This is a genomic window from Bradyrhizobium sp. (genome assembly GCF_035570375.1).
In the GTDB taxonomy this organism is placed as follows: Bacteria; Pseudomonadota; Alphaproteobacteria; order Rhizobiales; family Xanthobacteraceae; genus Bradyrhizobium.
In genome coordinates, this window is record NZ_DATMLW010000018.1 from 38,148 (window position 1) to 50,909 (window position 12,762).

The window sequence follows — 12,762 nt, forward strand, 5'->3', positions numbered from 1 at the left end:
GGCACCTCCGGTTGAATGCGTGTACCTTTATTCGATCACATCGTCAGCGCGCCCAAGCAACTGCGGTGGCACGGTAAGACCCAACGCCTTTGCCGTCCTTAGATTGACGACCAGTTCATATTTTGTCGGAAATTGCGCCGGCAACTCGGCGGGCTTTGCACCTTTGAGAACGCGGTCCACATACGACGCCCCATCCCGCCACACCAAAAGCGTATTGGTCCCGTAGGAGAGCAGGCCGCCGCTCGCAGCGAAGTTGCGAAACGCATAGACAGCCGGAAGGCGAAAGCGTGCCGCCAGATCGACGATCACGTTGCGGTTGGCAAAGGTGATGGCATGCGGCGCAACTATCAAACCCCCATTGGGTTGCGCGGCGAACTCTGTTACCGCGCGCTCGATCTCGGCGGTGTTGTGCACGCCAAGCGCAATCAACTTGATTGCTGACGTTGCCGCAGTTTCGGCGCCCCGCAGCAAACCAGTATTGGCGGATGTTTCCGGGTGCAGCATGAAGCCGACGCGGCCGATTGCAGGAGCGACCTCTAGCAAAAGCTCCACCCATTTGCCGCCGATGGCGTTCTCCAGAACGGCGAAACCAGTGAGGTTGCTGCCGGGCTGCGCCATACTTGCGACATAGCCGCTACCGACCGGATCGCCGACAAGTATGAAGACAATCGGTATGCTGCGCGTTTCCTGTTGCATGATCGTCGTTACCAGGTTTGAGCTCGGCACGATCACGTCTGGTTTCATGGCGACCAGCTCTTTGGCGAATGTCCGCGCCTTGTCGGGATCGCCGCCGGCCCACCGAACCTCGAATCGGATATTGCGCCCCTCCGTCCAACCCAAATCCTGCAGTCCGCGCTGAAACGCTGCGACGACAGCCTTCCCTTCGGCGTCGCCGTCAAAATATGGAAGCAATATCCCGACCCGCCGCGGCAGCGCGCCCTGCTGCGCGCGTGCTGTGCGCGGCAATGCGGCCGCCGCGCTGGCAAGAATGCTTATGAATTCGCGCCGCCGCATTGCTGCTTCCGATTCCCTGCATCAAGGCACCTAAACTAGCATACGGAGGATCGCAGGTCGCGCCCCCCTCGACGTTCGTTCTGGGCCATTTGCAGGGGATGCCCACGATTCGAAGGCAGTCATCGAGTGCGCGCGCTCAATAAGTCGTCGCGAGATATTCGACGATTTTGGGCACGTCGGCTTCCACGATCGGCGCCCCGTATACCTTGATCATCTTGTCGACTTCGGCCCTCCAGAATTCTTGCTTGAATTTCGGTCCGCGCGGCTGAGTGGCGATGTAGTCCGCCGAATGACAGGCGGTGCAATTGTTCACGACCACGTCGAGATTCGGCCCCGGTTTGAAGGCGGCAGTTTCCGGCGGGACTTCGTAATTGATCGGGGGGGCGCTGAGCGCGGCAGGACCAATAAACGCGATGGCCGCAAGCGCGAGCAAATTCGCAAGATGAAGTGGATTTGTACGTGGCATCTACTCGCCTCAGGCAGCCGTGACGCGAACGGTTTCGACGACATTGCGCAAATAGCCTGCCGGATTCCACGTCGGTTGCATCGGCTGCGTTTCGCCCGAATTGTTGGTGGCGCGAACCCTCAAATCATGGGTGCCAGCGCCCAATTTCACCGGCAGCGTCCATTGGCGGAACGAATATTTGCCGAGATCCTCGCCGAGCTTTGCCGGCGTCCAGTTCCTGCCGTCATCGGTCGAGACTGCGACCTCCTTGATGCCTCTGCCGCCGTCAAAGGCTATTCCCTTCAGTTTCGTCGTCTTACCTGCCTCCAATCTTGCATCATTGGTCACACTGGTGATGAACGAGCGGACAGTGAAACGATTGATCGGAATCGTGGCCTTTGGCGCGGTGCCCGGCTCGACGCATCCGCATGGACTGTCGGGAATCCGGTAGGCAGTCTTCATCCAGAAGCCGTCGAACTCGTTGTCGATCACGGTGATCTCGTCAAGATGCTTGACCCAGTAGGTCCCGTAATAGCCGGGCACGACCAGGCGCAGCGGAAAGCCGTTGAGGAACGGGAGATCCTCGCCGTTCATGCCGTAGGCCAGCATCACCTCGCCGTCACGGGCGTGGTCGATGTCGAGCGACTTGACGAAATCGGGCGTCGCGTCCATCACCGGCTTGTCCATGCCGTCCAGCGTGATCTGCCTGGCGCCGGCTCGCACGCCGGCCATGTCGAGCATGGTTTTCAGCGGCACGCCGCGCCATCGCGCATTGCCCATCGCGCCATTGCCGAGTTGGCCGCCGGCGACGCGCGGCTCGAAGAATCCGCGGCTGTTGCCCGAACATTGGTTGATCGCGACGAGCTCCACCGCCGGCAGTTTCCTGATTTCCTTCAGCGACAATTGCAGCGGACGCTCGACCTTGCCCTTGACCTTGAGGGTGAATCGATCGCGATCGAGCTGGTAGGGGATATCGGCCAGGTGATAGCGGACGAAGAACGCGCTGTTCGGCGTGATCGCGCCGTCGTTGAGGACGGAGAATGGCGTTTCCAATTGCGGCGGCCGGCTGGTCAGGCCGATCATCGGCCTTTTCTGCGGGTATTTCACGAGCCGCCGCTCGCCATTGTCGAAGGGCAAAGTCACGGAGTTTTCGTCGAGTGCCACGGCTCGCGACCAGGGAAGAGCGGCACCAAGCGCCGCCAGGCAGGCGCGTTTGACGATCTCGCGTCTGTCGAGCATGGCATTTCCTTCCAAGTTTTCTTGGCAAGACCGTTTCCCACGGGGCGAATTGCGGAACTTGCCGTGGTTTTCGATCATACAGATGGGCGATTGCGGACGAAAAGCGCACTCCGCCGCGGGTCATGATGTCGCGGGCTTAAGCGAGTTCCGCTGCCGCTTTGGTCGGTGTCTCGATCAGCTCCGACAACGTCTTTGCGCTCGCGACCACACGGACCGTCATCGGCTCGTTGCGGCCGCGGATCTCCACCTGCTGCCGCGGCAGGGCATCGGCCGCAAGACCGGCGGTGACCAGGACGTCTTCCGATACGACAGCCTCGCAACTGAGACTCTTGGTCATGTCCTGCAGGCGCGCTGCGACATTGACGGCGTCGCCGAGCGCGGTGAACACCATGTGATCACGATAGCCGATGTCGCCGACGATCACCTCGCCCGAGTGGACGCCGATGCCGAAACGGATCGGCTCGCGCAGATCGTGCTTCAGAAAGCGGTTCAGTTCCTCGATATTGGCGCCGATCATGGCGGTCGCCTTGAGCGCCTGACGGCAGGCGACTTGCCGGCTGGCGGCAAGTCCGAACAGCGCCAACTGCCCGTCGCCCAGAAACTGGTTGGGCTGGCCGCCGCATTCGATCACGGCCTGCGAAACCGCACCGAGGAAACGGTTGACGACAAAGACCGTGTCGAATGGAAGCCGGTTCTCCGCCAGTCTGGTCGAGCCGCGCATATCCACGAACATGCTGACGAGGTAGCGTTCCTCGCCGATATGCGAAGGGCCGGACGCGCTCGTTGGCGCAGTATGCGGCGTGAAGATCTGGAAGAAGGAAAGGTCAGTCTCGGGCCTGAGCTGGCAGGCGAGCCGGATGGCGGGGTCCGAACCCGCGCCAACGCGGTTGAGCACGAAGGTTTCGCGATTGGAGGGCGCGGGAAGCGAACTGTGGTCGCCGATCACGCGAATCCGGCAGGTCGAGCAGCGGGCACGGCCGCCGCACACGCTCGCATGCGGGACCTGATGGCGAAGGCTCGCCTCGAGTACGGACAGGCCCTTTGGGACCCGTATGGTGCGGCCATTGCCGTAGGACAGGCTGATCATGCCGCCGCGGCGCTCGTGGAGCGCACGCGCTCCCCTTGCCAGGAGAACGAACGCGATCAGGCCAAGATAGAAGATCAGGAAATAATCCGTGAACTTCTCCAGCGTGGCCTGTTGGGCCGGCGTGCCCACGATGGTTTGCGACAGATTGGCAGCTCGCCATTCGGCGCTGGCGCTTTCGGCAATAATGGTCCGACCGGCCTGGTAGAGGCCAAGCATAGCCAGCGTCGGCACCAATACAGCTGTGGCAAGCAGAAACGGCGCTGCGCGTTTGAAAAACGACTTCATCCGCAGCCAGAAATAAAGGCCGATGCTGCCATGGATCCAGGAGATGATCAGAACCAAAAGTGTCATCCCCATTCGGTGGGGCCACACGACCAAATATCCATGAAGCACTTGCGGATAGAGTTTTGTCTGTCCGAACAGCGTATGGCCGAGCCGGACGCCGACCACGTGGGCGACGATCAGCGCCGGGATGCTCAGGCCTAGCACGAGTTGCAGCGGTTCCATCGCCTTCCAGCGAAATTCGCGCCGCTCGTAAAGCGCCCAGATTCCAAGGCCCGAATGAACCAGCGCGGCTGTGTAGAACAGGATCGCGACGGGCAGGAACTGCCAGAACAGGATGTGGTAGTGGACGCCGACGGCGAGCGCATCGAGCGAGATATTGCCCAGCGCGTGGTTGAGAAAATGGCTGACCAGGTAGGCATAGAGCACCAGCCCGCAGGCAAAGCGGACCTGGCGGACGCTGATGCCGCGGATGAATTTGACGAAGCTGGCCCGGCTGCGTTCGGTCATGCGTTTTTCATTTCGAGATATAGACCCCGCCAAGGCGGTGTTTAATTCCCTCCAGCCCGGCGAAGTGGTGTCAACACGTTGACACGGGCTAGTGCGGTGAATTTGAAGTTCCTATCAGTGCTGCTGCAATCTCATCATAGGAACTTCAAATTCAAAGCCGCACTAGAATCAACTAGTTGCTAGAGCTCCTTTGATTCCGAAGTTCGCATCAGAGGTCGCCGCGATAGCTTGCGAACTTCGGAATCGGAGCTCTAGTGTGGTGGATTTGACATTCGCTTCAGTATCGCAGCGAGTCCTCGAGGCGAATGTCAAATCCAAAACCACACTGGAATCCTATATTTGCTGGTGTCCCCCTGGTTCTGACATTCGTAAACGAACCCGCCGCGATGTGATACGAATGTCAGAACCGGGACACTAGGGGAGTCGGGGAGAAAGCACCGTGACGATTGCACCTCCCGATAGCGCCTACAAGCCGGAAAATCCTGAGTTTCGGCAGTTGCTTGCCGTCTTCGCGCTGATCGCGGCAATGACCGCATTGCGCCTTGCCTATGCAGGCCTGACCGACCTGCGGACGGACGAGGCCTACTACTGGACATGGTCGAAGGAGAGCGTGCTTTGCTTCCTCGATCATCCGCCGATGATCGCGTGGTTCATTCGGCTTGGGACCCTGATCTTCGGCGATACCAATTTCGGGGTGCGGTTTGCTGGCCTCTTGGCGATGCCGGTGACCCAATTGCTGCTTGCCGATATCGTGCGCCGCGTGACCCATGACTGGCGAGCGATGGTCATCGTGGTGCTGATGATGGAGGCCGCGCTCTATTACGGCCTGCTGATGGCCAAGGTCTCGCCCGACATCGCGCTGATCCCGTTTGCGACCGCCATGGTGTGGGCGCTGGTGCGGCTTGCCGAGAGCAATGACGGGCGCTGGTGGCTGGTGGCGGGGGTTTTCGCAGGGCTTTCGCTGTTGTCGAAATTCACCGTTGCACTGCTGTTGCCGGCCATACTTGCTTTCACGCTCGTACCGCGATGGCGCGGCCACTGGCTGAAGAGCCCCTATCCTTATCTTTCGGCGCTGATCGCCTTGGTTCTGTTCCTGCCGGTCTTGATCTGGAACATGCAGCACGACTGGGCCTCGTTTCGCTTCCAGTTTGTGCGGGCGGCGGCGACCCATGAATGGTCGCTGCGCACGCTCGGCGAATTCATCGGCCTTCAGTTTGGACTGGTCGGATTCGTGCTTTTGCCCGTGGTCCTGCTCGGAGTCGCGTTGACGGCATGGCGGGGATATCGGCAGCTGGACGCGGTGGCCATTCTGCTGTCGACCGCGGTGATTTTTCCCTTCCTTTATTTCCTCTGGAAATCGCTGGCCTTGCGGGTCGGCGACACCTGGCCGGCCTTCATCTGGCCGTTCGGATTTGCCGCCGCCGCGATCAATCTTTCGATGATGCGCAAGGAGCACTGGCCGCAAGCGCTGGTCCGCGCGTCGTTCTGGTGGGCGAGGGTGGCGATCGGCTCAGGCATTGCGTTCGTGGTCGCCGTGTTTCTCTATTATGTCGCCGCACCCTGGAATTTCATCGGCAGGACCGATCCGGTCGGCGGCGAGGCCGGTTATCTCCCGGTGATCGAGCGGGTCGAGGCGCAGCTGCAAAAGACCGGTGCGAGCTGGATCGCCACCACCGACTATCGCACCTATTCGATGCTGCGCTGGTATCTCGGCGACCGCCTGCCGGTGATCCAGATCAACGAGCGCGGACGTTATCTCGGCTTTCGCGAGCCCGACATGAACCTGATCCGAAACCATACCGGCCTCTACGTGGCGCTCGAGCCGTACGACAGTCCTGGTTTTCAGTTGTGGGCGTCAGTGCCGGCGAAGCGCGAGACGCTCGAGCGGGTCGACCGGGTCTGGCGCGGGATCGTGATGGATACTTACGCGCTGCAAAAATTCACCGGCTGGACGCCGGAGCTTTCACCGCCGCCGGGTTCGCCGCTCTATCGCTGGCGCGAGCTGGCGCGGGAGATTCGTGGTGATTCGTTATCGGCGTAGCGAAGTCTGCAATTTGTCATGGCCGGGCTTGACCCGGCCATCCACGTCTTTGTGCTCCCGCAAAAGAAGTAAGACGTGGATGCGCGGGTCAAGCCCGCGCATGACGTGAAGCGAACTCACTCCTCTTCACTCTCCCGCTTGCGCAACAGGTCCTTTGCAAGATCGGTGAGCGAGGGCCGCGGCAGCGCGGTGAACGGCAGCGGGCGGGTGACGTCGATGGCGGCGAGCCCAAGCCGGGCCGTGAGCAGGCCGTTGAGAACGCCTTCGCCGAGCCGCTGCGACAGTTTCGCCGCCAGCCCATGGCCGAGCATCTGCTGGACCAGGCTATCGCTGGCCGCCATGCCGCCGGTGATTGCGACATGCGAGACGACATGGCGCATCAGCCGGATCATGCCGAGCGCGCCGGGCCGCCCGCCGTAGAGCCGCGCCAGCTGCCGGATCAGCCGAAGCGATGCCGCGAACACGAAGGCCACATCGATCAAGGCGCGCGGGCTGACCGCGGTGACGATCGAGACGCGTTGCGCGGCGAGCGAGACCAGGCGCCGCGCTTCGGCATCGAGCGGCGTCATCAATTCGCGCTCGGCAAGGCGGATCATGTCGGCACCGTCGATGATGTCGTCGGCATGGCCCTGCAACGCGGCGCGGGCGCGCGCCAAATGGGGATTCTGGTGCGCAATCTTCAGGAGATCGCGCACCACGGCGCGGCTTTCGCTGCGGTCGTCGCTTGCGAGCACGCGAGCTGCGCGCAGGTGCAGCTTTTCGATCGTGGCCAGACGAATGAGGCCAAAGGCTTCGCGCGCAACCACCACGACAAACGCAACCGCCGCCGCAAAGGTGAATGCCAATCCGACAAAGCCGAGGCCTTCGCTGCGTGCAAAGAGATCCTCGATCAGATGCGTTACCGCCAGTCCAAGGCCGAGCGCGGCGAGGCCTGCGATTGCGATGGCGAACAGCGTTCCCCAGCGAAATCCTCTTGTCACCGGAACGAGCGGCGCCTCGACCGTGACCGGCAGCATCGAAGGTTCGCTTTCCGGCGTGACCTGAACGGTGCCGCGCGCCGGGCGCCCCATATGGTCCGGATCCACCACGACCACGCTGGCCTCGTCGAGTTTGAAGGTCGCAGGCCGCCGGTGATGGGTGCGCTCGCTCATTGCAGCCTGTCTCCGATCAAAAACTGCAGCGCCCGGTCAAGGCGAATATGAGGCAGCGCCGCGCCCTCCGGGCCGTCATTTTCGAGGCGGGGCGGGCGAAAACGAAGAAAGCGATAATCGGCCTTCTCGGCGCTGGCGCTCGAGAGCCCGCGAAAGGCGCCATTGAAAAGTGCCTCGGGATCGTCGGGCAGGTCGCCCGGAAAGGTCGCAACTTCAGTGTTGCCGTCGAAGGTCTCACTGCCCGCTTGCTCGCCCGAGGTGGGCGTTCCCAGGATCGAGGGCAGCCTTTCGCGGCCGCGCGCCACCTGCGCCTCCCGCGTGGCCCGGACCGCGGAGAGCGCAACGACGTCGATTTCGGCGCCGCTCGTATCGGCTTTCGCCACCGCCCTTGCAACAGAGCGCCGCAGCACCGCCTCAAGCCGGTCATGGCTGGAATGATGCAGGTGATCGGCCTTGGTCGCGGCGAACAGGACGCGGTCGATCCTCGGCCGGAACAGGGCGCTGAACAGCGTTCCGCGACCGACCCTGAAGCAATCGAGGATGCCACCGAGCGCCGCCTCGAGATCGACAAGGGCTTCCGGTCCCGAGTTGAACGCCGAGAGCGCGTCGACCAGAACCACCTGGCGATCCAGTCGCGCAAAGTGATCCCTGAAGAACGGGCGCACCACCACGTCCTTGTAGGCTTCGTATCGCCGGCGCATCATCGCCCACAGCGATCCTTCAACCGCTGCGCCATGCTTTGGCAAATCGAGTGGCGCAAAGGTCAGCGCCGGCGAGCCGGCAAGATTGCCCGGCATCAGGAAGCGGCCGGGCGGCAGCAGGCTCATGGCGAAGCGCTCGTCGCGGCAGGCCCGCAAATAATCGGTGAAGAGCCGCGCGGCGGCAAGCGCTGCCTGTTCGTCGGCCGGCGCTTCGGCGCTCAAGCCTGCCAGATGCGCGTGCCAGGTTTTTGCCAGCGGTGCGCGGGCGCTGCCGCGCGACAACGCAAGGCTTTCATTCGACCATTGCTCGTAGCTCTTGTGCAGCAGCGGCAAATCGAGCAGCCATTCACCGGGGTAATCGACGATGTCGAGGGTGAGATTGCGATCGGCGCCGTTCTGCCGCTGATAGTCGATCACGAGCCGCAGCTCGCTGATATCGACGGTGGAGTGCGGCCATTGCCGCTGCTCGATCAGGGTGCGGACGTGGTTCTCATAGTCAAAGCGCGGCACCGCGTCGTCCGGCTGCGGTTCGAGCCGGGCGCGGGCGATGCGCCCCGAAGCGAACGGCTCGAACACCGGAAAGCGGCCGCCGCGGGTGAGGCCGTGAACCAGCGCCGTGATGAAGACCGTCTTGCCAGCGCGCGACAGCCCTGTGACGCCGAGCCGCACCGTCGGGGAGAACAGGCTTTCGCCAAAATCCATCAACGCCCGCGCCGACAGGCGCGCTTCCTCCACGATATCGGAAAACTGCAGAGCCATGCGGGCCTGAAAAAACTCTATTTTACCGGAAGCAAATTGCAGGAGAACCAAATGGAAGGTGGCGAATTGATTGATCGAAATCAAGTTTTTCATATTTCAGGCATGATCTTGTCCGAAGAGTTGTCCGAAGCGTTTTAGGGGTTCCTTGACCTCCGGGACCGTACTATTTGCCGCGTTGTTGAAGTTCGTCGGGAGTCATGAGTGTGTTCAGACTGAAGCAGATCGCCTCCAATTCGGCGCATGCGGCGGCCGGCGCCATCCGCTGGAACTACGACCGGGCCGAACTGATCGCCGACGGTATCGTGCACGGGATCGGCGTGTTCAGCGGACTGATTGCCGCAACCGTCCTGATCGTGCTCGCCGGCGTGTTCGCTTCCGCCTACCAGGTCGCGCTGGTATCGGTCTATGCGGCCGGGCTGCTCACGATGCTCGGGTTTTCCGCTGCCTATAATCTGTGGCCGGTATCGCGGCGCAAATGGCTGCTGCGCCGGTTCGACCACGCCGCGATCTACATCCTGATCGCCGCAACCTATACGCCGGTTTTTGCCAAGATGCCGGATCGGGCCTTTGCGATGTCGTTGTTGGCCGGCGTCTGGGGCGTGGCGGCGGTCGGCATCCTGCTGAAGCTGTTTTTCCCGGGACGTTTCGATCGCGTGTCGGTTGGTCTCTACCTCGCAATGGGGTGGAGCGGGGCGATCGCCTACGACGCCTGCCTGTCCTCGCTGCCGCAACTGGCGTTCTGGTTTCTTATCGCCGGTGGCCTGCTCTACAGTTTCGGGGTAATCTTCCACGCATGGCAGCGGCTTCGCTTTCAGAACGTGATCTGGCATTCTTTCGTGCTGCTGGGCGCGGCGTGCCACTACACCGCCGTGCTCAATCTCGTGCTGGCCTGATACCGCTTTCAAAATCACAGGTGCCGCCATGCAGGTGAGTGGCAAGGTCGTGGTCGTCACCGGCGGCGCCAATGGCATTGGCCGCGCACTCTGCGAAGCCTTTCATCGCGCGGGCGCCGCCAAGGTGGTGGTCGCCGACAAGGAATCCGCCGGTGCCAGGGCCGTTGCCGGCCTGATCGGCGGCGCAGCCTTCAAATGCGATGTTGCGCAGGAGAAGGACGTTCTCCATGTGATCGAGGCAACCGAGCGGATGTTCGGCCCGATCGCCTTGTTCTGTTCCAATGCCGGCATCGGCGGCGGCTTCGATCCCTGTTCCGAAAATGCCGGCGGCGATTCCGACGAACCGTTCGCGCGAAGCTTTGCCATTCACGTGATGGCGCATGTCTATGCCGCGCGGCATCTGGTCCCGCGCTTCAAGGCGCGCGGCGGCGGCTATTTCCTCAACACGATTTCCGCGGCAGGCCTGCTCTCGCAGGTCGGCAGCCCCGCTTATTCGACCACCAAACACGCCGCGGTCGGTTTTGCGGAGAATCTCGCGATCTCGCACAAGGCGCACGGCATCAAGGTCTCGATCCTGTGTCCGCAAGGGGTCGACACCAACATGCTGCGCTCTATCCCGAAGGGGCCGCAATCCGGCGATGGCGACCTTTCGCCGGAGCAGGTGGCGCAGGATGCGCTCGCCGGCATCGAGCAGGAGACGTTTCTGATTTTGCCGCACCCGCAGGTGCTCGGCTACATGCGCAAAAAGACCGAGAATTACGACCGCTGGATCTCGGGCATGGCGAAGATCCAGGCCAGGATGCGGGAAGAGCACGGGAAGTGACCGAAGGTCATTCCGGGGCGATGCGCCAGCGCGAACCCGGAATCTCGAGATTCCCCGATGCGCAATTGCGCATCTGAGGTCTGGTGCTGACGCACCATCCCGGAATGACAGTGCTCTTCAATCCTTCCGCTCGTAAAGCAGTGGCACCGCTGAATCCACGATCACCTCGACCAGGCTCGTACCCTCGTGGATGAGCGCGCGCGTCAGCGCCGGCGCCAGCTCGGACGATCTTGCGACACGAACCGCGTCGCAGCCCATGCCTTGCGCGATTTTCACAAAATCGATGTCCGGCAAGTCAAGGCCGGGCACGCGGCGGACCTGCATCACCTGGCTGAACGAGCGCATCGCGCCGTAGCCGGAATTGTTGAGCACGAGAATCGTCAGCGGCAGCTTGCGTTGCGCCGCCGTCCACAAGGCCTGGATCGAATACATCGCCGAGCCGTCGCCGATCAGGCACACGGTCCTCACATCCGGCCGGCCGAGCGAAATGCCGGTCGCGGCGGGAAGGGCGTAGCCGAGGCCGCCGCTCGCCATGGTGTAAAAACTGTCTTGCCCGCGCATCGGCAAAAATTGTTGCATCGCCGGGCGATGCGAGGGGGCTTCCTCGATCAGCACGGCGTCCTCACGCATGGCGGAGGAGAGCGCGTGCAGTGCATATTCGGCGGAAATCGGATCGGTAGCGCGCGGGGCAGGCGGCAGGGTGCGCCCCCTCGGCACCGCGCGCCTGGTCTCGCCCAGCATCTCGAGCAGCATCGAAAGCGCGCTCCTGATGCCGGCGATGATGCTGGTGCCGACCGGCGTCATCGATGCCGCGTCGCCATCGTCGGTGATCTGGAACAGGCTGGTGGCGCCATCGAAGATCGAGGCGTGGCCTTCGACATGAAAGGTGAAAACCGGCGCGCCGATCACCACGACGAGATCATGACCCCGCAGGGCATCCGACAATTGCCCCGGCGAGGCTTGGAGAAAGCCTGCAAATTGCGGGTGCCTTTCCGGAAAACTGCAGCGCGCCGAAAACGGGCTGACCCAGACGGCGGCGCGCGTCTTCTCGGCAAGGCGCACCATCAGCTCGACCGCTCGCGCGCGATCGATGGCAGGGCCGACGACAAGTGCCGGCCGTTTGCTTGCCGAGAGTGCCGAGGCGAGATCTTTCATGGCATCGCTGTCGGGGTTGATTTCGCTCCTCACGCTGCGCGCTTTCACCGCTTGGGTTGGACGCGTCCAGTCGTCGATCGGCACCGAAACGAAGGTCGGCCCGCACGGCGGCTGCATCGCGACGTAATAGGCGCGTGCGATCGCTGCCGGAACATCCTCCGCGCGCGCCGGCTCGATCGAGAATTTGACGTATGGTCGCGGAAATTCCGACGCGCGCTCGGCATAGAGAAAGGGCTGCAGGGGGAGAATCGAGCGCGCCTGCTGGCCCGCGGTGATGACGAGCGGCGTCTGGTTGCGATGCGCGGTGAAGATATTGCCGAGTGCGTTGCCAAGGCCAGCCGCCGAATGCAGATTGACGAAGCCCGCGTTGCGCGTCGCCTGCGCGTAACCGTCGGCCATGCCGACCACCGAGGCCTCCTGCAAGCCCAGCACATAATCGATATCGTCGGGCCAGTCGCTCAGAAACGGCAATTCGGTCGAGCCGGGATTGCCGAACACCTTGCGGATGCCGAACGCGCGCAGCAGGTCCAGGGTGGCGTGTTTGACGGTGACTTGCGCGCTGGAGATTTCGCTTGGCTTGCGGGGCAAAAACCTACTCCGTCATTCCGGGATGGTGCGCAAGCACCAGACCCGGAATCTCGAGATTCCGGGTTGCTTCGCAT

The 12,762-nt window shown here is 62.5% G+C and carries 10 protein-coding genes; 3 read left to right on the forward strand and 7 right to left on the reverse strand.

Going from position 1 to position 12,762, the window contains the following annotated elements; all coding sequences use genetic code 11:
* Positions 1-27: 27 nt before the first annotated feature.
* The 4 genes from VNX23_RS02155 to VNX23_RS02170 form a co-directional block, all read right to left on the reverse strand.
* Positions 28-1,014 carry an ABC transporter substrate-binding protein gene (locus VNX23_RS02155; protein WP_325627498.1) on the reverse strand — a complete coding sequence of 329 codons (987 nt, stop codon included), beginning with the start codon at positions 1,012-1,014 and terminating at the stop codon, positions 28-30.
* Positions 1,015-1,150: 136 nt separating this feature from the next.
* On the reverse strand, positions 1,151-1,480 hold the full coding sequence (locus VNX23_RS02160) for a cytochrome c (protein ID WP_325627499.1): 330 nt from the start codon (positions 1,478-1,480) through the stop codon (positions 1,151-1,153).
* Positions 1,481-1,489: 9 nt separating this feature from the next.
* On the reverse strand, positions 1,490-2,698 hold the full coding sequence (locus VNX23_RS02165; RefSeq protein WP_325627500.1) for a molybdopterin-dependent oxidoreductase: 1,209 nt from the start codon (positions 2,696-2,698) through the stop codon (positions 1,490-1,492).
* A 136-nt stretch (positions 2,699-2,834) separates the two neighbouring features.
* On the reverse strand, positions 2,835-4,577 hold the full coding sequence (locus VNX23_RS02170) for an adenylate/guanylate cyclase domain-containing protein (protein WP_325627504.1): 1,743 nt from the start codon (positions 4,575-4,577) through the stop codon (positions 2,835-2,837).
* Between the two features lie 526 nt (positions 4,578-5,103).
* Between VNX23_RS02170 and VNX23_RS02175 the strand changes: the two genes are divergently transcribed.
* Positions 5,104-6,618 (forward strand): glycosyltransferase family 39 protein, encoded by a 1,515-nt coding sequence (locus VNX23_RS02175; RefSeq protein ID WP_325627568.1) that lies wholly within the window; start codon positions 5,104-5,106, stop codon positions 6,616-6,618.
* Positions 6,619-6,734: 116 nt separating this feature from the next.
* On the opposite strand, the gene VNX23_RS02180 is transcribed toward VNX23_RS02175, so the two are convergent.
* Positions 6,735-7,769, reverse strand: coding sequence for a TIGR01620 family protein (locus VNX23_RS02180; protein ID WP_325627505.1), 1,035 nt, complete (start codon positions 7,767-7,769; stop codon positions 6,735-6,737).
* Positions 7,766-9,229, reverse strand: a complete 1,464-nt coding sequence (locus VNX23_RS02185; protein WP_325627569.1) for a YcjX family protein — start codon at positions 9,227-9,229, stop codon at positions 7,766-7,768. Before VNX23_RS02185 ends, VNX23_RS02180 begins: the two co-directional genes overlap by 4 nt.
* A gap of 197 nt (positions 9,230-9,426) precedes the next feature.
* Here VNX23_RS02185 and trhA point away from each other — a divergent pair, with 197 nt between their 5' ends.
* Positions 9,427-10,122, forward strand: a complete 696-nt coding sequence (trhA, locus tag VNX23_RS02190) for a PAQR family membrane homeostasis protein TrhA (RefSeq protein WP_325627507.1) — start codon at positions 9,427-9,429, stop codon at positions 10,120-10,122.
* A gap of 28 nt (positions 10,123-10,150) precedes the next feature.
* Positions 10,151-10,945: an SDR family oxidoreductase gene (locus VNX23_RS02195; protein ID WP_325627509.1), complete on the forward strand. Its 795-nt coding sequence runs from the start codon at positions 10,151-10,153 to the stop codon at positions 10,943-10,945.
* Between the two features lie 117 nt (positions 10,946-11,062).
* On the opposite strand, the gene mdlC is transcribed toward VNX23_RS02195, so the two are convergent.
* Entirely contained in the window at positions 11,063-12,688 is a 1,626-nt protein-coding gene (gene mdlC / locus VNX23_RS02200) for a benzoylformate decarboxylase (RefSeq protein ID WP_325627511.1), read from the reverse strand.
* Positions 12,689-12,762 lie beyond the last annotated feature (74 nt).

Coding starts and splice junctions, on each gene's coding strand:
- VNX23_RS02155 (WP_325627498.1), bottom strand. CDS start 1,014: ATGCGGCGGCGCGAATTCATAAGCATTCTTGCCAGCGCGGCGGCCGCA.
- VNX23_RS02160 (WP_325627499.1), bottom strand. CDS start 1,480: ATGCCACGTACAAATCCACTTCATCTTGCGAATTTGCTCGCGCTTGCG.
- VNX23_RS02165 (WP_325627500.1), bottom strand. CDS start 2,698: ATGCTCGACAGACGCGAGATCGTCAAACGCGCCTGCCTGGCGGCGCTT.
- VNX23_RS02170 (WP_325627504.1), bottom strand. CDS start 4,577: ATGACCGAACGCAGCCGGGCCAGCTTCGTCAAATTCATCCGCGGCATC.
- VNX23_RS02175 (WP_325627568.1), top strand. CDS start 5,104: ATGACCGCATTGCGCCTTGCCTATGCAGGCCTGACCGACCTGCGGACG.
- VNX23_RS02180 (WP_325627505.1), bottom strand. CDS start 7,769: ATGAGCGAGCGCACCCATCACCGGCGGCCTGCGACCTTCAAACTCGAC.
- VNX23_RS02185 (WP_325627569.1), bottom strand. CDS start 9,229: ATGGCTCTGCAGTTTTCCGATATCGTGGAGGAAGCGCGCCTGTCGGCG.
- trhA (WP_325627507.1), top strand. CDS start 9,427: ATGAGTGTGTTCAGACTGAAGCAGATCGCCTCCAATTCGGCGCATGCG.
- VNX23_RS02195 (WP_325627509.1), top strand. CDS start 10,151: ATGCAGGTGAGTGGCAAGGTCGTGGTCGTCACCGGCGGCGCCAATGGC.